General features: G+C 39.8%; 11 protein-coding genes, 2 tRNA genes, 4 rRNA genes and 1 riboswitch (1 of these 18 cut by a window edge). Of the genes, 1 reads left to right on the top strand and 16 read right to left on the bottom strand.

Annotation, left to right across the window (positions count from 1 at the left end; translation table 11 throughout):
* From RHP76_RS17875 to folE, 9 genes are all read right to left on the bottom strand, one after another.
* A 16S ribosomal RNA gene (locus RHP76_RS17875) occupies window positions 1-938 on the bottom strand; it reaches 579 nt to the left of the window's first position.
* A 1250-nt stretch (window positions 939-2188) separates the two neighbouring features.
* A 5S ribosomal RNA gene (rrf, locus tag RHP76_RS17870) occupies window positions 2189-2296 on the bottom strand.
* Between the two features lie 160 nt (window positions 2297-2456).
* A 23S ribosomal RNA gene (locus RHP76_RS17865) occupies window positions 2457-5211 on the bottom strand.
* A gap of 153 nt (window positions 5212-5364) precedes the next feature.
* Window positions 5365-5438 (bottom strand) — tRNA-Ala (locus RHP76_RS17860).
* Between the two features lie 86 nt (window positions 5439-5524).
* Window positions 5525-5598, bottom strand: a tRNA-Ile gene (locus tag RHP76_RS17855).
* A gap of 220 nt (window positions 5599-5818) precedes the next feature.
* Window positions 5819-7335 (bottom strand): 16S ribosomal RNA (locus RHP76_RS17850).
* The 16S, 23S and 5S rRNA genes sit together here with 2 tRNA genes alongside, the layout of an rRNA operon.
* 1314 nt (window positions 7336-8649) lie before the next feature.
* Window positions 8650-10116, bottom strand: a complete 1467-nt coding sequence (cysS, locus tag RHP76_RS17845; RefSeq protein WP_311228708.1) for a cysteine--tRNA ligase — start codon at window positions 10114-10116, stop codon at window positions 8650-8652.
* A 125-nt stretch (window positions 10117-10241) separates the two neighbouring features.
* Entirely contained in the window at window positions 10242-10673 is a 432-nt protein-coding gene (locus RHP76_RS17840) for a DinB family protein (RefSeq protein WP_062673720.1), read from the bottom strand.
* Window positions 10674-10679: 6 nt separating this feature from the next.
* On the bottom strand, window positions 10680-11345 hold the full coding sequence (gene folE / locus RHP76_RS17835) for a GTP cyclohydrolase I FolE (protein WP_034694807.1): 666 nt from the start codon (window positions 11343-11345) through the stop codon (window positions 10680-10682).
* Between the two features lie 101 nt (window positions 11346-11446).
* Here folE and RHP76_RS17830 point away from each other — a divergent pair, with 101 nt between their 5' ends.
* On the top strand, window positions 11447-12598 hold the full coding sequence (locus tag RHP76_RS17830; RefSeq protein ID WP_311228707.1) for a hypothetical protein: 1152 nt from the start codon (window positions 11447-11449) through the stop codon (window positions 12596-12598).
* Between the two features lie 197 nt (window positions 12599-12795).
* Here the strand turns inward: RHP76_RS17830 and metF are convergent, their stop codons facing one another.
* The 7 genes from metF to RHP76_RS17795 all read right to left on the bottom strand — a co-directional run bounded on the left by metF (window position 12796) and on the right by RHP76_RS17795 (window position 22414).
* Window positions 12796-13755, bottom strand: coding sequence for a methylenetetrahydrofolate reductase [NAD(P)H] (gene metF / locus RHP76_RS17825; RefSeq protein ID WP_288443879.1), 960 nt, complete (start codon window positions 13753-13755; stop codon window positions 12796-12798).
* Between the two features lie 7 nt (window positions 13756-13762).
* Entirely contained in the window at window positions 13763-16423 is a 2661-nt protein-coding gene (gene metH / locus RHP76_RS17820; protein ID WP_311228706.1) for a methionine synthase, read from the bottom strand.
* 1 nt (window position 16424) lies between these two features.
* Window positions 16425-17516 (bottom strand): fatty acid desaturase family protein, encoded by a 1092-nt coding sequence (locus tag RHP76_RS17815; protein ID WP_120232629.1) that lies wholly within the window; start codon window positions 17514-17516, stop codon window positions 16425-16427.
* An 82-nt stretch (window positions 17517-17598) separates the two neighbouring features.
* Window positions 17599-18609, bottom strand: a complete 1011-nt coding sequence (locus RHP76_RS17810; RefSeq protein WP_062673710.1) for a homocysteine S-methyltransferase family protein — start codon at window positions 18607-18609, stop codon at window positions 17599-17601.
* A gap of 37 nt (window positions 18610-18646) precedes the next feature.
* Window positions 18647-19807: an O-succinylhomoserine sulfhydrylase gene (locus RHP76_RS17805; protein ID WP_120232628.1), complete on the bottom strand. Its 1161-nt coding sequence runs from the start codon at window positions 19805-19807 to the stop codon at window positions 18647-18649.
* 124 nt (window positions 19808-19931) lie between these two features.
* Window positions 19932-21470 carry an ACT domain-containing protein gene (locus RHP76_RS17800; protein ID WP_120232627.1) on the bottom strand — a complete coding sequence of 513 codons (1539 nt, stop codon included), beginning with the start codon at window positions 21468-21470 and terminating at the stop codon, window positions 19932-19934.
* 5 nt (window positions 21471-21475) lie between these two features.
* Entirely contained in the window at window positions 21476-22414 is a 939-nt protein-coding gene (locus RHP76_RS17795; RefSeq protein WP_311228705.1) for an alpha/beta fold hydrolase, read from the bottom strand.
* A 60-nt stretch (window positions 22415-22474) separates the two neighbouring features.
* Window positions 22475-22581: riboswitch (SAM riboswitch) on the bottom strand.
* Window positions 22582-22714 lie beyond the last annotated feature (133 nt).

Genomic DNA, 22714 nt, shown 5'->3' with positions numbered 1-22714 from the left:
ACATAATCCACCGCTTGTGCGGGCCCCCGTCAATTCCTTTGAGTTTCAAACTTGCGTTCGTACTCCCCAGGTGGCTAACTTATCACTTTCGCTTAGTCTCTGAAACTTACATTCCAAAAACGAGTTAGCATCGTTTACGGCGTGGACTACCAGGGTATCTAATCCTGTTCGCTCCCCACGCTTTCGTCCATCAGCGTCAGTTGTTGCTTAGTAACCTGCCTTCGCAATTGGTGTTCTAAGTAATATCTATGCATTTCACCGCTACACTACTTATTCCAGCTACTTCAACAACACTCAAGACCTGCAGTATCAATGGCAGTTTCACAGTTAAGCTGTGAGATTTCACCACTGACTTACAGATCCGCCTACGGACCCTTTAAACCCAATAAATCCGGATAACGCTTGCACCCTCCGTATTACCGCGGCTGCTGGCACGGAGTTAGCCGGTGCTTATTCGTATAGTACCTTCAGCTACCCTCACGAGGGTAGGTTTATCCCTATACAAAAGAAGTTTACAACCCATAGGGCCGTCGTCCTTCACGCGGGATGGCTGGATCAGGCTCTCACCCATTGTCCAATATTCCTCACTGCTGCCTCCCGTAGGAGTCTGGTCCGTGTCTCAGTACCAGTGTGGGGGATCACCCTCTCAGGCCCCCTAAAGATCGTAGACTTGGTGAGCCGTTACCTCACCAACTATCTAATCTTGCGCGTGCCCATCTCTATCCACCGGAGTTTTCAATACCGAATGATGCCATTCAGTATATTATGGGGTATTAATCTTCCTTTCGAAAGGCTATCCCCCAGATAAAGGCAGGTTGCACACGTGTTCCGCACCCGTACGCCGCTCTCAAGATCTCGAAAGATCTCTACCGCTCGGCTTGCATGTGTTAGGCCTCCCGCTAGCGTTCATCCTGAGCCAGGATCAAACTCTCCATTGTATGTTTGTCTGACTCACTCAAAGTTTTTAACGCTTTAGTTTTTCCTTACTTGGTTGTTATATTGTATGTCAATGATCTTTATATCTTTCGCTTTATAACGAAGCAATCTCTCTGTCAGTGTCGCTCCGTATTTGCGAGTGCAAAAGTAAAACTTTATTTTTTAATGACCAAATGTTTTGAAGAAAATTTTAAAGTTTTTTAAGTAACCTTAATCCTTCTCAAAACCTCAATCTCTATACTCCTGCGCTCCCTCTAATTGGGACTGCAAAGATACAAACTCTTTTTAAACTGGCAACTTTTTTTTCAAAAAGTTTTAAAGTTTTTTTTCGTCCGTTTCTTTTTGGAAGTATTATCGTTTTTGCCCATCTAAAGGCGCTTCTGCGCTACTGAATGTCTTTCGTTTTTCAGTGGGGCAAAGATAGTAACTTCATACAACGCAAAACAAGTTTATTTAACATAAAAATACAAAATGTGGAAAACTATCTTCATATCTATTTATTATTCAATTATTTAAATACAAATTATACTTATCCACAATTAGCACTAGTAAACTTGAATAAATAGTATTGCTCTATAAGCTACATTCTATCTTCAAAATCTAATAATGATAACTGAGAGATACTCAGTATTGTTAGATTTTAGATTAGTATTGTTTTAAATAAACAAAAAGGTGATGAGAAATATAAATAGCTTGCTTATACATCACAAAAGGCATTAAAGTATGAATTCAAAAACATAATAAATAAGAATGGTAGGAATATAGAAAACAGAAGAATGTAGTTCATATACACTTTGTAACAAAATCAATATTTATAAAAAGGAAAATAGAAGTAAAACTAAATCAAAAACTAATATATTTTGGTTTTTAGAGATATAAATATTGGTCTTGATAATTTAAATTTTTATAATTAAGTTCTATTTAGACTCTTTGGAGTGACAGCCTGGGAAGAATAAATAGTATTGAAGGTAGAGACCCATCGTTGGATAAAGAATAAAAAACAGAGGGCTGGAAGCTGGAAGCCTAAAGCTGGAGGAAGAAGAATAGCGGATAGATGAGATGGGCTACTTACTACGAACATCTATTATCCACTGCTCATTACCTATTACTCATTACTTCTGTTTCTGTTTGGATTTTGTGTTAGTTAGTTTAGTGAGTATGTTGAGTGTTGTTGGTGTTGATGGTGTTGATGTAGGTATATAACAAAAAAACCTTTATCGTAAAGATAAAGGTTTTTTAAAAATAAAATAAAAACTGGCGGCGGCCTACTCTCCCGCGTTAGCAGTACCATCGGCGCTGGTGGGCTTAACTTCTGTGTTCGGAATGGGAACAGGTGAGCCCCACCGCTAAAACCACCCTAAAGAAGGTATATAAGATATCAGAGGATAGATTTCAGATTTCAGACTTCAAGGTCTGGTATCTGATGTCTTATATCTGACATCTGTTTTAAGCGATAAAAACTTTCACAAAGACAAAACCTTCACTGCGCATAAAGCACTTGGTTTATATTAGTAACCATAGACTATAAATCTACGGGTAATTAGTACTACTTGGCTATGACATTACTGTCTTTACACCTATAGCCTATCAACGTCGTCATCTACAACGACCCTTAAAAGATGTCTCATCTTGAGGCGAGTTTCGCACTTATATGCTTTCAGTGCTTATCTCTTCCAAACGTAGCTACTCAGCGGTGCACCTGGCGGTACAACTGATACACCAGAGGTTTGTTCAATTCGGTCCTCTCGTACTAGAATCAAGCCCTCTCAAACATCTAACGCCCGCAATAGATAGAGACCGAACTGTCTCACGACGTTCTGAACCCAGCTCGCGTGCCACTTTAATGGGCGAACAGCCCAACCCTTGGGACCTTCTCCAGCCCCAGGATGTGACGAGCCGACATCGAGGTGCCGAACCTCCCCGTCGATGTGAGCTCTTGGGGGAGACTAGCCTGTTATCCCCGGAGTACCTTTTATCCTATGAGCGATGGCCCTTCCATACGGAACCACCGGATCACTATGTCCTGCTTTCGCACCTGATCGACTTGTAGGTCTCACAGTCAAGCACCCTTATGCCATTACACTCTACGCACGGTTACCAAGCGTGCTGAGGGTACCTTTGAAAGCCTCCGTTACTCTTTTGGAGGCGACCACCCCAGTCAAACTACCCACCACGCAATGTCCTTCTGAAAGAAGTTAGGCTCCAAGTAAGTAAAGGGTGGTATTTCAACGTCGGCTCCACAAACACTAGCGTGCCTGCTTCAAAGCCTCCCACCTATCCTACACATTACTTACTCAAAGTCAATACGAAGTTATAGTAAAGGTTCACAGGGTCTTTTCGTCCCATTGCGGGTAATCGGCATCTTCACCGATACTACAATTTCACCGAGCTCGTGGCTGAGACAGTGCCCAGATCGTTACACCATTCGTGCAGGTCGGAACTTACCCGACAAGGAATTTCGCTACCTTAGGACCGTTATAGTTACGGCCGCCGTTTACTGGGGCTTCAGTTAATGCCTTCGCTTACGCTAAGCACCTTCCTTAACCTTCCAGCACCGGGCAGGTGTCAGACCCTATACAGCATCTTTCGATTTAGCAGAGTCCTGTGTTTTTGATAAACAGTCGCCTGGGCCTCTTCACTGCGGCCAACATTGCTGTTGGCGTCTCTTCTTCCGAAGTTACGAGACTATTTTGCCTAGTTCCTTAGCCACGACTCACTCGAGCACCTTAGGATTCTCTCCTCGACCACCTGTGTCGGTTTTGGTACGGGTTGCTTCACTTCGGCTTTTCTTGGATCAGATTACACTACAGCAGCTTCGCCCGAAGGCTAGGCCTTGACTATTCCGTCAGTCTCCAGCAGCTACATCCAACCGTCCCCTTTTATTGTGAGCAAGTATGGGAATATTAACCCATTGTCCATCCACTACCCCTTTCGGGTTCGCGTTAGGTCCCGACTAACCCTCAGCTGATTAGCATGGCTGAGGAAGCCTTGGTCTTTCGGTGAGCAGGTTTCTCGCCTGCTTTATCGTTACTTATGCCTACATTTTCTTTTCTATCCGCTCCACAATACCTCACAGTACTGCTTCGGCGCAAATAGAATGCTCTCCTACCAGATATATCTAAAATATAAATCCATAGCTTCGGTAATATGTTTATGCCCGATTATTATCCATGCCGGACCGCTCGACTAGTGAGCTGTTACGCACTCTTTAAATGAATGGCTGCTTCCAAGCCAACATCCTAGCTGTCAATGCAGTCCAACCGCGTTGCTTCAACTTAACATATATTTGGGGACCTTAGCTGTTGGTCTGGGTTCTTTCCCTCTCGGACATGGACCTTAGCACCCATGCCCTCACTGCCGTAGAACATTTATTAGCATTCGGAGTTTGTCAGGAATTGGTAGGCGATGAAACCCCCGCATCCAATCAGTAGCTCTACCTCTAATAAACTTATATACGACGCTGCACCTAAATGCATTTCGGAGAGTACGAGCTATCTCCCAGTTTGATTGGCCTTTCACCCCTACCCACAGGTCATCCGAAGACTTTTCAACGTCAACCGGTTCGGTCCTCCACTCTGTGTTACCAGAGCTTCAACCTGCCCATGGGTAGATCACAAGGTTTCGCGTCTAATCCTACTAACTATGCGCCCTATTCAGACTCGCTTTCGCTCCGGCTCCGGTACTTAATACCTTAACCTCGCTAGTAAAATTAACTCGTAGGCTCATTATGCAAAAGGCACGCCGTCACAGCATTACGCTGCTCCGACCGCTTGTAGGCGTACGGTTTCAGGTTCTATTTCACCCTTCTATTCGAAGTGCTTTTCACCTTTCCTTCACAGTACTTGTTCACTATCGGTCTTTCAGGAGTATTTAGCCTTGGAGGATGGTCCCCCCATATTCAGACAGGATTTCACGTGTCCCGCCCTACTCATTTATCATCTCTATATGCCTTTCGAGTACAGGATTATCACCTTCTATGATTGTTCTTTCCAGAACATTCCTCTAAACATAAAAAGACTTTTGGGCTAATCCGCTTTCGCTCGCCACTACTTACGGAATCTCTTCGATTTCTTTTCCTCCGGGTACTTAGATGTTTCAGTTCTCCGGGTTTGCTCCTCTTGCGAGGTGACATGTCTTCAACATGCCGGGTTGCCCCATTCGGATATCTGCGGATCAATTCGTGTGTGCCAATCCCCGCAGCTTTTCGCAGCTTACCACGTCCTTCGTCGCCTCTGAAAGCCTAGGCATCCGCCATACGCCCTTAACGATTTCTTTCCTATTGGTTACTCAAGCGCTTTATGCGCTCGGTTTTCTCTTTGTGATGTCTTTACCGTTAATGTCAATGATCTTAATTTCTTTCTTTCAAACTGATGAACAAATGTTGTTTTTGGCTCCATTCGTAACTTTTAAATCAGTCCTCCAAAACTGTGGAGAATAAGGGAGTCGAACCCTTGACCTCCTGCGTGCAAGGCAGGCGCTCTAGCCAGCTGAGCTAATTCCCCTCTAGTAGACTTTAGATATCAGATTCCAGATCTCAAACCTAAATGTCTGATGTCTAATAGCTGATCTCTTCCTGTCTTTCAATTAGTAGTCTCGGGCAGGCTCGAACTGCCGACCTCTACATTATCAGTGTAGCGCTCTAACCAGCTGAGCTACGAGACTGTCTTTTAGACGTAAAAGATGATAGACTGATAGATAATAGACTAATTTCTTCGTCTTTCTCTCTCTGCTTTTATCTTCTTTGCCTCTCTCAATCCCTTTACTAATTTCTAGTGGGTTTTGTATTTTTATATATCAACCAAACAAAAAACTAAAGCTATGCTTTAAGTAAGTATTTTGTATCTTACGATACTGATTTTGTTTAACGTCCTAAGACGCTCTAAAATGAGATGTTCCAGCCGCACCTTCCGGTACGGCTACCTTGTTACGACTTAGCCCTAGTTACCTGTTTTACCCTAGGCAGCTCCTGTTACGGTCACCGACTTCAGGTACCCCAGACTTCCATGGCTTGACGGGCGGTGTGTACAAGGCCCGGGAACGTATTCACCGCGCCATGGCTGATGCGCGATTACTAGCGATTCCAGCTTCATAGAGTCGAGTTGCAGACTCCAATCCGAACTGAGACCGGCTTTCGAGATTTGCATCACTTCGCAGTGTAGCTGCCCTCTGTACCGGCCATTGTATTACGTGTGTGGCCCAAGGCGTAAGGGCCGTGATGATTTGACGTCATCCCCACCTTCCTCTCTACTTGCGTAGGCAGTCTCACTAGAGTCCCCAACTTAATGATGGCAACTAGTGACAGGGGTTGCGCTCGTTGCAGGACTTAACCTAACACCTCACGGCACGAGCTGACGACAACCATGCAGCACCTTGAAAAATGTCCGAAGAAAAGTCTATTTCTAAACCTGTCATTTCCCATTTAAGCCTTGGTAAGGTTCCTCGCGTATCATCGAATTAAACCACATAATCCACCGCTTGTGCGGGCCCCCGTCAATTCCTTTGAGTTTCAAACTTGCGTTCGTACTCCCCAGGTGGCTAACTTATCACTTTCGCTTAGTCTCTGAAACTTACATTCCAAAAACGAGTTAGCATCGTTTACGGCGTGGACTACCAGGGTATCTAATCCTGTTCGCTCCCCACGCTTTCGTCCATCAGCGTCAGTTGTTGCTTAGTAACCTGCCTTCGCAATTGGTGTTCTAAGTAATATCTATGCATTTCACCGCTACACTACTTATTCCAGCTACTTCAACAACACTCAAGACCTGCAGTATCAATGGCAGTTTCACAGTTAAGCTGTGAGATTTCACCACTGACTTACAGATCCGCCTACGGACCCTTTAAACCCAATAAATCCGGATAACGCTTGCACCCTCCGTATTACCGCGGCTGCTGGCACGGAGTTAGCCGGTGCTTATTCGTATAGTACCTTCAGCTACCCTCACGAGGGTAGGTTTATCCCTATACAAAAGAAGTTTACAACCCATAGGGCCGTCGTCCTTCACGCGGGATGGCTGGATCAGGCTCTCACCCATTGTCCAATATTCCTCACTGCTGCCTCCCGTAGGAGTCTGGTCCGTGTCTCAGTACCAGTGTGGGGGATCACCCTCTCAGGCCCCCTAAAGATCGTAGACTTGGTGAGCCGTTACCTCACCAACTATCTAATCTTGCGCGTGCCCATCTCTATCCACCGGAGTTTTCAATACCGAATGATGCCATCCAGTATATTATGGGGTATTAATCTTCCTTTCGAAAGGCTATCCCCCAGATAAAGGCAGGTTGCACACGTGTTCCGCACCCGTACGCCGCTCTCAAGATCCCGAAAGATCTCTACCGCTCGGCTTGCATGTGTTAGGCCTCCCGCTAGCGTTCATCCTGAGCCAGGATCAAACTCTCCATTGTATGTTTGTCTGACTCACTCAAAGTTTTTAACGCTTTAGTTTTTCCTTACTTGGTTGTTATATTGTATGTCAATGATCTTTATATCTTTCGCTTTTCAACGAAGCAATCTCTCTGTCAGTGTCGCTCCGTATTTGCGAGTGCAAAAGTAAAACTTTATTTTTTAATGACCAAATGTTTTTGAAGAAAATTTTAAAGTTTTTTAAGTAACCTTAATTCTTCTCAAAACCTCAATCTCTATACTCCTGCGCTCCCTCTAATTGGGACTGCAAAGATACAAACTCTTTTTAAACTGGCAACTTTTTTTTCAAAAAGTTTTAAAGTTTTTTTCGTCCGTTTCTTTTTTAAAGTAATATCGTTTCTGCCTATCTAAAGGCTCTTCTGCGCTACTGAATGTCTTTCGTTTTTCAGTGGGGCAAAGATAGTAACTTCATACAACGCAAAACAAGTTTATTTAACATAAATTTTACTGTTTTGTAATATTTGCTGCTAAAGGACTGGGTAGCAGGGGGAAAAATTGTAAACATTTGTTTGGAGGTGTGGTTGGAGAGTAAGTGGGTTGGAGGGTTGGGGGTGACTATGGTCAAATAAAGTATATATTATATAATAGAGAGACTAGACTAGAGAGCTGACTTTCTTCGACGTAGACTGAAGAGTATATTATATATTATATAGAACAATAAGATTTAACTCCTGTACCCGTAATTAATTATAATGCTTCGACTCAGCTCAGCATGACATGACTAATACTAACTGCTAAAAGACCTCAGATATTATCCTACCAACTTACAAGCGCTCTTGTAAAGAATTTGGATTCCTGCGGAATGATACAATGGGAATAGGGATTTATACTCAATAATATGTTTACATAGAATTCTGCAATATGAAATTTCAATACCAATATTCCTTTTCTATCTGGAAACCCGAACCCTGAAACTCAATAACCCGAACCTCATCATTCATCATTCATCATTCATCATTAACGGCTCCTACCCTAGCCCTGATAGCAATGGTTACCCCGCAGCTTGCGTCGGAGGGTGGGTGGATTTTTGGTGGGGAGATCCTTCGGCTTCGCTCAGGGTGACAGCGTTGGTGTGCACGGGCGCGAGGAGTATGAATGGATAGCAGGAAATAGCTCCTGAAAAAATTGGAGAGTTGAGTGTGAGTGGGTAAGAGAGTTTTAGAGAGGGGAAGTGAAGCACAAAGAGACATAAGCTGAAATACGGATATATTCTCTAGAAGGGATAAAAAACATTCCGTAAGAATCCTTATAATAAGTAACTCCTACGGAATGGGGATAAAACGAAGTTATATTTTCTAGTTCAGAACGTATGATGTTCCGTCTCTTCCGTCTTTTAATTCGATACCTTCTGCAAGCAGTTTATCTCTGATTTGGTCTGAAAGTTCAAAGTTTTTGGATTTTCTTGCCTGGTTTCTCAATTCGATCAAAACTTTTAGGGTCTGATCCAGCTTTTCATTGTTATTTTCTTCTACGGTCTGGAGTCCAAGAACATCAAAGATAAAGGCATTGAGTGTAGTTTTCAAATCTTCAAGATCATCTGTTGAGATTGTTTCCTTACCATCATTCAAAGCAAAGATGTATTTCACTGCTTCAAACAGGTGAGCAATCAGGATTGGCGAATTGAAATCGTCTGTTAACGCTTCATATGCTTTATTTTTCCATTCTTTTAGGCTGAAACCGGATTGTTTGGTGTCATCAGCGGTAATAGAATTCAATACTTTCACTGCTTCCATTAATCTGATGAATCCTTTTTCGCTGGCTATCATGGCATCATTTGAAATATCCAGAACGCTTCTGTAGTGTGCCTGCAGGAAGCAGAAACGTACAATTGAAGGATGGAAAGGTTTTTCAAAGAAGTCATTATCTCCTGTAACCAACTGCATCGGAAGGATATAGTTTCCTGTAGATTTGCTCATACGCTGAGAATTCATCGTCAGCATATTGGCGTGCATCCAATAATTTACCGGAGCTGCATCGTTGCAGGCTTTCCCCTGTGCAATCTCACATTCGTGGTGAGGAAACTTAAGATCCATTCCTCCTCCATGGATATCGAATGTTTCACCAAGATATTTTGTGCTCATTGCAGTACATTCAAGATGCCATCCCGGGAAACCTTCTCCCCACGGGGAATTCCATCTCATGATGTGAGCTGGGGATGCTTTTTTCCACAATGCAAAATCCTGTGGGTTTTTCTTTTCACCCTGTCCGTCAAGGTCTCTGGTATTGGCGAAAAGCTCTTCTATGTTACGTTTTGAAAGCTCACCATAATTCAGTCCTCTTTTGTTGTACTCCAAAACATCAAAATACACTGAACAGTTGCTTTCGTAAGCAAATCCTCTTTCAATTAGTTTTTGAGTTAACTCGATCTGCTCTACAATATGTCCTGTAGCAGTAGGCTCGATGTTTGGAGGAAGTAAGTTGAACATATCCAGGACTTTGTGGAAGTCTACGGTGTATTTCTGTACAATTTCCATAGGCTCCAGTTTTTCAAGTCTGGTCTGTTTTACGAATCTGTCGTTATCAACATTTCCATCATCGGTAAGGTGACCTGCATCAGTAATATTTCTTACATATCTTACTTTATATCCCAAATGCATCAGGGTACGGTAGATAAAATCGAAAGACAGGAAAGTTCTTACATTGCCTAAATGTACATTGCTGTACACAGTAGGTCCGCAGACGTACATTCCGACGTTTCCTTCTAAGATAGGTTTGAATATTTCTTTTTCTGCTGTAAGCGAGTTATATATTTTTAATTGCATTTATTTTTAAGTTAAAAGATTTAATGATTTTAAAGATTCAAAATTGAGTTAAAAATTACTTTTGTCACAACAAATAATTGTCGTGATAAAGATCTTATCTGAAACTTTTTTAAATTTTATCATAATTAAATCGCTTTTAAATGATGCTGCAGATGATCTACATAATCATCGATAATAAACTCCAATGTATAGATCCGTGGTTCTGATTTGGTCGTATCACAGGTTCTCTGTAATGCTTCGTCAGGGATATTTTCTACGATATGAACAATCTGATAGTTCAAAGATTTCCACAGGTCAATAAGATCTGAAGTAGGAACATTCTGATAGTTCTGAGCTTTTACCCAAAAATTCTGATCATATACAATATTTTCGTTCTCTTTATATTGTGTCACAACAAATCTACGGATATTTGTAAAAGCACTGTCACAAAGATGGCCAATAATTTCTTTTTTGGACCATTTTTCTGAAGAACTTCTATATGACCATTCTTCTTCAGTGATATTTTGAAATCTCTGAAGCTCGGCATCGATAATATTTCTAAGAATCTGGTAGTTCATTGTTTATTAATCCAGTTTTGCATGGCTTCCTACGTAGTGTAAGAACTCCTGTCTTGTAATAGGGTTTGTTCTGAAAATACCACTCAATTCTGCAGTAATGGTAGAACTTGCCGTATCTTTTATTCCTCTGCAGTTTACACAAAGGTGTTTTGCATCAATGATACATGCCACATCTTTCGTTCCCAAAGCTTCTTTCAAAGCATCTACAATTTGCATGGTAAGTCTTTCCTGAACCTGTGGCCTTTTCGCGTAGTAATCTACAATTCTGTTAATTTTTGAAAGACCGATTACTTCTCCATTGGAAATATAAGCAACATGCGCTCTTCCTATGATGGGTAAAAAGTGGTGTTCACAGAAAGAATATACGGTGATATCCTTTTCTACCAACATCTGGCGGTATTTGTATTTGTTGGAGAAAGTGGAGATTCCTGGTTTGTTTTCAGGAAGAAGTCCTCCGAAGATCTCGTTCACATACATTTTGGCAACACGTCTTGGAGAGTCTTTCAGAGAATCATCTGTCATATCCATTCCCAGCGTTTCCATGATCTCGCCAAAAAGCTCAGTAATTTTTTCAATTTTTTCCTGTGGCGATTTATCAAAAGCATCTTCCCTTATAGGCGTATGTTCTTTTCCAGTGAAAATATCATCGTCGTTATCAGTAAAATCAACCATTTTTATTTAATTTGCAGCAAAAATACGGATAATATCTTTTTCTCTATTTCAAATAAGATGAAAAACATTATCTTTTATAGCCATTTCTGATAAAAAAACATATGATTATTGTCGAAGAAGTACAAAACCATCTCCATAAAAGGGAATTTCTGGAATTCCCGGCCCGCCTTTATGAACACGACAAAAATTATATCCGCCCTTTAGATAAACATATTGAGGAAATTTTTGATCCTGCCAAGAATAAATTCTTTAAAAACGGAGAATGTAAGAGGTTTCTGTTTAAAAAGAATGGCAGCACCGTTGGGAAAGTAGCTGTTTTTGTAAACAGCTGTTATGAGCAAAAGCAGCCTACGGGAGGAATGGGTTTTTTCGACTGTATTAATGATCAGGAAACGGCTAATTTTATTTTTGATCATTGTAAAAACTGGCTTCAGGAAAAAGGAATTGAGGCGATGGATGGACCTATCAATTTTGGGGAACGGGATAAATTCTGGGGTCTGCTGATTGAAGGTTTCATAGAACCTTTGTTTGGGATGAATTATAACTTCCCTTATTACAAAGATCTTTTTGAGAATTATGGGTTTCAGATTTATTTTGAGCAGCTATGTTTTACCAGACCTGTTTTTGCAGAAGTTTCGAGGATCTTTACCATTGCACATGAAAAGAACAGAAGAAACCCTGCGATCTCAGCCCAACCTATGAAAAAGCATAATCTGCCGAAGTTTGCAAAGGATTTTACAGAGATTTATAATAAAGCATGGGCATCTCATGGAGAAGGAAAGCATCTGGAAGAAGCAAAAGTTCTGAAGATGTTCAACACCATGAAACCTATCATCAACGAGCATATCTCCTGGTTTGTATACGAAAACGGAAAACCGATTGCGATGTGGATCAATATTCCTGATCTCAACCAGTGGTTTAAATACCTGAACGGGAAATTCGGGATTTTTCAAAAGCTCAAGTTTTTGTTGTTAAAACGTTTTAAGAAGAATGAAAAAATGGTGGGTCTCGTTTTCGGTGTTGTCCCGGAATGGCAAAAGAAAGGTATTGACGGGTATATGATCTGGGAAGGAACTCAACATTTAAGAAAACATACGGATTTTACAATTACGGAACTTCAGTGGATTGGTGATTTTAATCCTAAAATGATTAAGATTGCAGAAGCTCTTGAAACTACGGTTACCCGAAAGTTGGCTACTTATCGATATTTATTTGACAGGAGTAAGGATTTTGAGAGACATACTGGTCTTTAGAGTAAGGATGACGGAAGCTGGAATTAGGAGGTTTATTTTTAAGGAAGGAAAGATGGAATCAACAAAGTTGATTCTTTCTAAGCGGGTGTATAGCCCATGGCTTTATTTATTTTATCTTTTAAATTAATTCTGTATCAGATTTCAAAAAATAAAAACCCTGCTTTTTACAGCAGGGTTCCTTCATTTTGGTACTTTTATTAGAATAGCTCACCAGCTACTTTTTTAATATTATCACTCTTACCCATTGAGTAGAAGTGCAGAACAGGAACTCCGAAATCCAACAATTCTTTGCATTGAGCAATAGACCATTCTATTCCGATCTGTTTTACCGCTTCATTATTTTTTGCATTCTCCACCTCATTGATCAGTTCTTCTGGAAGATCTATTTTGAATACCTGTGGCAGGATTTTCAAGTGCTTCTTAGTGGCAATCGGTTTGATTCCCGGAATAATTGGAACCGTTATTCCCATTTCTCTTGCTTTCTGAACGAATTCAATATACTTTTTATTGTCAAAAAACATCTGCGTAACGATATAATCTGCTCCGGCATCTACTTTTTGTTTCAGCCATTTAAGGTCATAGTTCATGGAAGGCGCTTCCATGTGTTTTTCCGGATAGCCAGCAACTCCGATGCAGAATTTATTGAGTTCATCACTGACCTGTTCTTCGTTATGAAGATATTTTCCCCTTCCCAGATCATTAATCTGGTTGACAAGATCCATTGCACTGGCGTGTCCTCCCTGAGTAGGTTCAAAATACTGATGCCCTTTCATGGCGTCACCTCTTAAGGCCATTACATTTTCTATCCCAAGATACATACAGTCTACCAGCAGATATTCTGTTTCTTCCTTGGTAAACCCTCCACAAAGAAGATGTGGTACTGTATCAACATTGTATTTATGCTGGATGGCAGCACAAATCCCCAGTGTTCCAGGCCGCATTCTTGTAATACGACGCTCCATCAAGCCATTTCCTTTGTCCAGATAAATGTATTCTTCTCTGGATGTGGTCACATCAATGAAAGGAGGTTTGAACTCCATCAACGGATCTATATTGGTATAAAGGTCTTCAATCCCGATTCCTTTTTGTGGCGGAACAACTTCTAAGGAGAATAAAGTTTTTCCATTTGCGTTTTTAATGTGTTCTGTTATCTTCATGTCAATGTTAATCTGCTAAATTGGGTGACAACCATTTTTTCGCTTCCTGGATGCTACAACCTCTTCTTGCTGCATAATCTTCAAGCTGGTCTTCTGTTATTTTTCCTAATCCGAAATATTTGGCATGCGGGCTTCCGAAATAATATCCGGAAACAGATGCTGTAGGGAACATGGCAAGGCTTTCTGTAAGGAAAACGCCTGTATTTTCTTCTACTTTTAATAGATCCCAGATGGTTTTCTTTTCCAAATGATCAGGGCAAGCCGGATAACCTGGGGCGGGACGGATTCCTTTATATTTTTCGGCGATCAATTCTTCATTGCTTAAGTTTTCCTGATTGGCATATCCCCAGTATTCAGTTCGTATTTTTTTGTGCAAAAATTCTGCATAAGCTTCTGCAAAACGATCTGCAAGGGCTTTTACCATGATAGAATTGTAATCATCATGGGCTTTTTCATACTCCGCAGAAAGTTCATCAGTTCCAAATCCGGTGGTTACGCAGAATGCTCCCACATAATCAGTTTTTCCAGAGCTTTGAGGAGCAATGAAATCACTTAGTGCCAGATAATCTTTGCCTTTTGATCTTTGAGCCTGCTGTCTTAGAGTTAAAAATTTCGCTTGCTCATTATTATTTTCATCGAAAATTAAAATATCATCTGATTCATTGGAATTGGCCTTAAAGATTCCGAAGATGGCTTTTGCAGTCAATAATTTCTCATCCAGAATTCTATTCAAAATAACCTGAGCATCTTTGAACAGTTCTTTTGCCTGAACTCCTACAACCTCATCTTCTAAGATATTCGGGTATTTTCCATGAAGATCCCAGCTTCTGAAAAATGGAGACCAGTCAATGAAAGGAAGAAGTTCTCTTAAATCCTGATTCTCGATTACTTTTATCCCAAGATTATTCGGTGTGAAAATTTCTTCATTTTCCCAGTCAATTTTAAAATGATTTTCCCTTGCTTCTTTAATGGAAACATAATCTTTATCCACCTGTCTGTTCAGAAACTTTTCTCTGAAATCAGAGTAGTCGTTCTTTAAATCCGAAACATATTCTTTATTTCTGTCACCCAGCAATGAGCTTACAACGTTTACCGCTCTTGAAGCATCATTCACATGAACGACGGCATTTTTATATTTTAAATCTATTTTGACTGCGGTATGTGCTTTTGACGTTGTAGCACCGCCGATTAATAGAGGGAAATCCAAATTTTGTCTTTCTAATTCTGAAGCGATGTACACCATTTCATCCAAACTTGGGGTAATCAGTCCGCTTAATCCTATAACATCTACTTTTTCTTCAATGGCAGTCTGAATAATCTTTTCGGCGGGAACCATTACTCCAAGGTCAACAATTTCATAGTTGTTACAACCTAAAACGACACTCACAATGTTTTTGCCTATATCATGAACATCTCCTTTTACGGTTGCCATTAATATTTTTCCGTTGGCAGGTTTTGTTCCGTCTTTTTCTGCTTCAATAAAGGGCTGCAAATAGGCTACTGCCTTTTTCATTACCCTTGCAGACTTCACTACCTGAGGAAGGAACATTTTTCCGCTACCGAATAAATCTCCTACGACTCCCATTCCGGTCATCAGATTAACTTCGATAACATGTAGCGGTCTTTCTGCCAATTGTCTTGCTTCTTCTACATCTTCTTCAATAAAACGGTCTATTCCTTTTACCAAAGCATGGGTAATTCTTTCCTGCAATGGATTGTTTCTCCATTCTAAGTCTTCAGTTTTTTCTTTCTTAACTGATTTATGCTTTTCGGAATAGTCGAGAAGTCTTTCTGTAGCATCTTCTCTTTTATCCAGGATGACATCTTCTACAAGCTCCAGTAATTCTTTATTGATCTCGTCATACACTTCCAGCATTGCCGGATTCACGATACCGATGTTCATTCCTGCCTGAATCGCATGGTACAGGAATACAGAGTGCATGGCTTCTCTTACGGTATCATTTCCACGGAAGGAGAAGGAAACATTGCTCACTCCTCCACTCACGGATGCGTAAGGAAGGTTTTGTCTTACCCAGCGTGTCGCTTCAATAAAATCGATGGCATTTCTTCTGTGCTCATCCATTCCAGTTGCTACCGGAAAGATATTTAAGTCGAAAATGATATCTTCTGCGGGGAAGCCAATCTGGTTCACCAAAATATCATAGGAACGTTTTGAAATTTCAATTCTTCGTTCAAAACTGTCTGCCTGTCCTACCTCATCAAATGCCATTACAATGACAGCTGCACCATACCTTTTGATGGCCTTGGCATGTTTGATAAATTCTTCCTCGCCTTCTTTTAAGCTAATGGAATTCACGACACATTTTCCCTGAGCTACCTGAAGACCTGCTTCAAGGATCTCCCATTTGGAAGAATCTACCATAATCGGGATTCTTGCAATATCCGGTTCAGAGGCAATTAAGTTCAGGAATTTGATCATCGATGCTTTTCCATCGATCAACCCATCATCAAAGTTAACATCCAGAATCTGGGCACCTCCTTCTACCTGATGGCGGGCAATATCTAAGGCTTCAGAGAATTTCTCCTCTTTAATCAGTCTTAAAAACTTTTTGGATCCGGCAACATTTGTTCTTTCACCAACGTTGATGAAATTACTTTCCGGGGTTATGATAAGAGGCTCGAGGCCTGATAATCTTAAATACTTCATTTTATTCTTCTAAAATATAGTAGGCATTATTGGCATTCTGCTTCAATAAATCCCTATGCTTACTTAAAGCTGTAATCAGCGGAAATCTTTTGTATGCTAAACCATGTTCTTTAGCAAATTTTTCAATCTCCTCTGTAATTTCATTATAATACATATAACTGTAATTGGGAAACAGATGGTGAGCAACGTGAAAATTGAAATTTCCCAACACATTTCTTACAAACCAGTTATTTTCTTTGAGATCATTGGTTACTTCCAGCTGGTGGCGAAGCCAGCTAAACGGCAGACCATTCTCTTTATTTAATTTTGGAAAAGCATTATCAGGAAGCGGATGCAAAGGCAGTAAAACAAACAATGCAAAAATACTTGCTGATATCACCTGTAAAAACCACGCTCCTAAAGCCAATCCTATTGATACTTTAAAGAACACTACAGGAACCACAATCTGATAAAAGAAATAGAACAGCTTATAGCTTATCATTTTTACTTTTTCAATGGTGGGTATCTTTCCCTGGGTTTTTAAAATCACCCTTTCTTTATCAAAAAAGTCTCTGAAGTCTCTTATAAACATCCAATTGAACAAATACAACGGATAGACTAAAAAGAAAAACTTGTCCTGATACTTCTGTACTCCTTTCGCTTTAATCCACGGTACAATTAAAAGCAGTCCGCTCTGTTCGATATCCGTATCCCATCCATCTACGTTCGGATAGGCGTGATGGCTTGCGATATGTCTTTTTTTCCAGATATATGAATTGGCGCCTACAAAGTCAAAAATGTGAAGAACCAGCCCGTTTAATCTTTTACTCTTATAAATGTTATTATGGGCCGCTTCGTGGATTAAGTTTAAATAAATTAAAACCAGAGAGATTCCCATTAAAACAAAACTCAGAATATAGATCCAATGCTTTTCGGCATTAAGAACAGCCAGAATATATAAACCTATATAGATCAGTGGAAGTAGTACCGCTTTGATCTGAATGTAGATATCTCTGTTTTCAGAAATGGCTTCTACTCTTTGGTTCACTTTCTTTCTCAGCTCATTAAATAATCTGACATCCTCGGAATCTTTTAAGTAAATTGGCTTTTCCATATTTATAACTTTGTGGTTTACTTAAAGTTAATATTAATATTTCAGCCTTTATTCTTGATTTTAATTTAAAAAATCTATCAAATCATACAAATTTCTTCAATTTCCTTGGCTCATATTTTTCTACCAGATCAGCAATCGCTTTAATATGTTCAGGCGTTGTACCACAGCATCCTCCTATAATATTGATTAATCCTTTCTCTACATATTCTTTGATCTGCCTTGCCATATCTTCCGGAGTTTCGTCATATTTTCCAAAAGCATTCGGTAAACCGGCATTCGGATATGCTGAAACATAGAATTCTGAATTATGAGCCAGTGTTTCAAGATAAGGAGTCAGCTGATCTGCTCCCAATGCACAGTTGAAACCTACACTTAATAAATTCAGGTGGGAAACTGAGATCAGAAAAGCTTCTGCGGTCTGTCCGCTCAAAGTTCTTCCGGAGGCATCGGTAATGGTCCCTGAAACCATGATCGGGATCTCAATTCCTCTTTCGTCCTGCAGTTCATCAATAGCGAATAAAGCAGCTTTTGCATTCAAAGTATCAAAGATGGTTTCTACCAGAAGGATGTCTGAACCCCCATCCAACAAAGCTTCACACTGCTGTTTGTAAGCTACTCTCAATTCTTCAAAAGTGATGGCTCTGTATCCCGGATCATTCACATCAGGGCTTAAACTTGCTGTTCTGTTTGTAGGTCCGATAGATCCTGCTACAAATCTCGGTTTGTCTGGATTTTTCGCAGTATACTCATCACAGGCTTTTCTGGCAATTTTTGCTGACTCATAGTTCAGGTCGTATACCAGATCTTCCATGTGGTAATCTGCCATCGCAATGGTAGTTCCTGAAAATGTATTGGTTTCAATAATATCAGCTCCGGCTTCCAGATATTTCTTATGAACTTCTTCAATCGCCTGTGGCTGTGTCAGAGAAAGCAGGTCATTATTTCCTTTTACCGGATGTTCCCAGTCTTTAAAACGCTCTCCACGGTAGTCTTCTTCTTCGAATTTGTATCTCTGAAGCATGGTACCCATCGCTCCGTCAAGAATTAAAATTCTTTCGGATAAAGCTTTATATAATTGTTCTGAATTTTTCATTTTAATCTATTTTGGCTAAAACCAGTTGCTATTTGAATTAATCCAAAGCTTGTTTTAAATCTGCAATGATATCTTCTACATTTTCCAGTCCTACTGAGCAACGTACCAGTCCTGCAGTAATCCCTACTTCATTTCTTTCTTCGTCTGATAATTTGGAATGCGTTGTAGAAGCCGGATGCGTAACGATCGTTCTTGTATCACCTAGATTAGCAGACAATGAACACATTTGTATCTTATCTAAAAAGTTTCTTCCTCCTTCTATTCCCCCTTTTATTTCAAACGCCACAATATTTCCTCCGAGTTTCATCTGCTTTTTGGCGACTTCATAACTAGGATGGGATTTCAGGAATGGATATTTTACCAGTTCAACATTAGGATGGCTTTCTAAAAACTCCGCTACTTTCAAGGCATTCTCACAGTGTTTTTCTACACGGATCGCCAATGTTTCTAAACTTTTTGATAATACCCAGGCATTAAAAGGAGACAATGCAGGACCTGTATTTCTTGCGAAAAGATAAATTTCTCTGATCAGGTCTTCTTTTCCTACCGCTATTCCTCCTAAAACTCTTCCTTGTCCGTCAATCAGTTTCGTTGCTGAGTGTACCACAATATCTGCACCATATTTGATAGGCTGCTGAAGGTAAGGTGTTGCAAAACAATTATCTACAATAAATATAAGATTATGCTTTTTGGCGATCTGACCGAAAAACTCAAGATCCAGAATTTCAATAGCGGGATTGGTAGGAGTTTCAAGGTATAAGATCTTTGTATTAGGTTTGATGTATTGCTCCACATTCGCTGCATCTTCTGCTTTGAAATAAGAGGTTTCAATATTCCATTTCGGGAAATATTTGGTAAACAAAGTGTGGGTAGACCCGAATACTGACTGGCAGCTTACAATATGATCTCCAGCGTTTAACAATGCTGCAAATGTAGAATAGATGGCTGCCATTCCTGTTGCAAAGGCATATCCTGCTTCTGCACCTTCCATTTTAGCGATCTTATCTGTAAACTCGGTTACGTTTGGATTAGAGAAACGGCTGTATAAGTTTTTTGGTTTTTCTTCTGCAAAGCTTGCTCTCATATCTTCTGCATCCTGAAATATAAAGCTGGAGGTAAGATAGAGCGGCGTAGAATGCTCATCAAACTGAGTTCTTTCCGTCTGGGTTCTTATTGCTGATGTTTCAAAATTTTCCATATAGTTTTAATTAATTTACCAAAATAGCAGTCTAACAATGTACCAATTAAAATCTTCGCTTTGCTCAGAATAACGACACCAATTATTGGTAAACTGGTACATTATTAGATTGTTACATTAAATATTATTTTGTTTCACTTACTCTTAAAATATCTCCGAATACTCCTCTTGCGGTTACCTTTGCACCAGCTCCGGCTCCCATAATCACGATTGGATTTTCTCCATAGCTTTCTGTGTAGATTTCAAAGATGGAGTCTGAACCTTTCAGTTGTCCCAATGCTGAAGTTGCAGGAACAGAAACCAGTTTTACATCCAGTTCACCTTTATCTTTCTGTAAATCTCCGTGCAGATCACCTACATATCTCAATACATGTCCGGGTTCCTGGTTTTCTTTTATTTTCTGGTATTCTTCGTCAAGCTCCTCTAGTCTTGAAAGGAATTCTGATTTTGAAACTTCAAGTAAATTTTCAGGAACCAGATTTTGAATGCTGATATCATCAAATTCATTGATTAAGTCTAATTCTCTTGCCAGAATCAATAATTTTCTTGCTACATCGTTTCCTGATAAGTCTTCTCTCGGATCCGGTTCTGTATATCCTTTTTCCAAAGCTTCGTTGATAATGGTTGAGAATTTATCATCTCTTAAAGAAAAATTGTTGAAAACATAGCTCAGTGTTCCTGAGAATACCCCTTTGATTCTGGTGATATTTTCTCCAGAAAGATGTAACAATTTGATGGTGTCAATTAATGGTAATCCTGCTCCTACATTGGTTTCATACAAATACCGTCTGTTGTTTTTATTCAACGTATATCTTAGTTTTCTATATTCTTCAATCGGAAGGGTATTGAAAATTTTGTTGGAAGAAACCAGATCAAACCCGTTTTCTGCCAAAGCGTGATAGTTTTTAACAAAATCCTTGCTTGCCGTGTTATCCACAACAATCAGGTTCTCCAGTTGATTTTCATTAGAGAAATTAATCAGTTCTTCCACGTTTGACGGATGCTCTGCTGTTAAAACCTCATCATTCCAATGGGCATCAAATCCTTTTTTGTTGAAGGCAATTTTCTTTGAATTGGCTACCGCAACGACTTTAAGGTCTATTTTTTTGCGTTTTTTAATCTCTTCTGCAGATTCAAGTACTTGTTCTATCAAGGTTTTCCCTACGTTTCCATGGCCAATAATGGCCAGATGAACGGTCTTTGGCTTTTTGAAAATTTCAGATTCTATGATGTTTCTTGTTTTTTCATCCTGTGAAGACGTCACTACGATATTGACTCTGTTTTCTCCTGCTACCTGGTTCAAAAGCAATGGAAAAACATTGTTTCTGGCAAGTTCTGCAAAAACTTTATTGAAATCTTCTGCAACAAAACCAATCACAGAAACATTATTGATACTATATATTTGGGAAACTTTTCCTGACTTTCTTTCTGCTTCGAATTCATCAATAAGACAAGCCACTGCTTTCTCTGCATCATTTTCATGCACCAGAATAGAAATTCCGTTCTCTACAGCCTGCTGAGAGATTACACCTACACTTATACGCGCTAAAGTAAGCGCTTTAAAAATTCGTCCGTCAATACCGATTTCTCCCAGGAAATCTTCTCCTTCAAATTTGACGATTGATCTGTTCTTCAAAAATTTTATCTCGTTAGCATTTTTCATTACTTCTATAAAATGTTTTTAATGATATTATTTAATTGTTGATATTCCATTAGGAAGGCATCATGGCCGTGTATAGATTGGATCTCGTGATAAGACACATCCTTATTTTTCTCTTTTAAGTTTTCAAAACACATTCGGATTTCAGAAGCCGGGAAGAATAAGTCTGTATCTACGGAGATCATGTGCATTCGTGCCTGTATGTTCTCCAGTGCTTCTTCAACAACATTTATATTCATCAAGAGATGATTCATCAGTTTGTAACTCTTTAAACTAAACCTTTCGTTTAGTGCATTACCATGATAAACCAGCCAGTCTTCTGATTCCAGGCGTTGTTTGTCCTGGTTATATTGGTTTTGAAATCTGTCATTGAGCGACTGCGGTGTTCTGTAGCACAACATGGCATGAATTCTTGCTTTCTGTAATGGTTCTTCCTTATCATTTAATAAAAATTTCTGAACCAGACACTGTGCATGAAGCCAGTCGTGCGTTCTGTAATCGCAGGCAATAGGAATAAATATTTCTGCAAGATCCGGCTGCTTGGAAAGCATTTCCCACGCAATCCCTCCTCCCAGAGAGCCTCCGATAATGGCATATAAATTTTTGATATGTAACGCTTCAAGTCCTTTCAAAAATATCGCTGCGATATCTGAAGGAGTAAAGTCTTCATAGTCTTCAATTAAAAAATCGTCATATCCGTTTCCGGGTATGTTGAAGCATAGAACGGTATATTGATCAGTATCAACAATCTGATTTTTTCCCACCAGCTGTTTCCACCAGCCTTTTTCTCCGGATACGTTTGAATTTCCGGTAAGAGCATGATTGACTAAAATGACAGGGGCTGTAAACAGATCTTTCCCAAAGAGCTGATAGCTCAACGGGATATGGTATTCCTTTTGGGAATGAGTTTGATACGTAAGATTAATATAGTTTAGTTCTGTTTTCAATTCTATTAAATTTTAATACAATTGAAAATGCCACAGGAAATGGCTGAAAAGAACTTCAGTGAGTTATCTGTCCAAAATTATTTGGTAGAACGTAGCACCTTCTTTGCTTGCGCAAAGGGTTGCTAAGGTTTCATAGGGTCTAATCCCTCAACCTTTCTTGATAACATTTTCAATATTTGAATGAACGAATGGTGCAAAGGTAGTTCTTTTCTTTTAATTTCAAAAAAAAATTATTTTAATATTTAAAAAAGCCCTTAAATACAAGTATTCCAAGAGTATATTAATAATTATTCAGATGAA

It is taken from the genome of Chryseobacterium sp. SG20098, from assembly GCF_031844745.1.
Taxonomy (GTDB): Bacteria; Bacteroidota; Bacteroidia; order Flavobacteriales; family Weeksellaceae; genus Chryseobacterium; species Chryseobacterium cucumeris.
Note: the sequence above shows the minus strand (reverse complement) of the source record. Positions and strands in the feature narration are given on the sequence as shown.

Coding starts and splice junctions, on each gene's coding strand:
- cysS (WP_311228708.1), bottom strand. CDS start 10,116: ATGCAATTAAAAATATATAACTCGCTTACAGCAGAAAAAGAAATATTC.
- RHP76_RS17840 (WP_062673720.1), bottom strand. CDS start 10,673: ATGAACTACCAGATTCTTAGAAATATTATCGATGCCGAGCTTCAGAGA.
- folE (WP_034694807.1), bottom strand. CDS start 11,345: ATGGTTGATTTTACTGATAACGACGATGATATTTTCACTGGAAAAGAA.
- RHP76_RS17830 (WP_311228707.1), top strand. CDS start 11,447: ATGATTATTGTCGAAGAAGTACAAAACCATCTCCATAAAAGGGAATTT.
- metF (WP_288443879.1), bottom strand. CDS start 13,755: ATGAAGATAACAGAACACATTAAAAACGCAAATGGAAAAACTTTATTC.
- metH (WP_311228706.1), bottom strand. CDS start 16,423: ATGAAGTATTTAAGATTATCAGGCCTCGAGCCTCTTATCATAACCCCG.
- RHP76_RS17815 (WP_120232629.1), bottom strand. CDS start 17,516: ATGGAAAAGCCAATTTACTTAAAAGATTCCGAGGATGTCAGATTATTT.
- RHP76_RS17810 (WP_062673710.1), bottom strand. CDS start 18,609: ATGAAAAATTCAGAACAATTATATAAAGCTTTATCCGAAAGAATTTTA.
- RHP76_RS17805 (WP_120232628.1), bottom strand. CDS start 19,807: ATGGAAAATTTTGAAACATCAGCAATAAGAACCCAGACGGAAAGAACT.
- RHP76_RS17800 (WP_120232627.1), bottom strand. CDS start 21,470: ATGAAAAATGCTAACGAGATAAAATTTTTGAAGAACAGATCAATCGTC.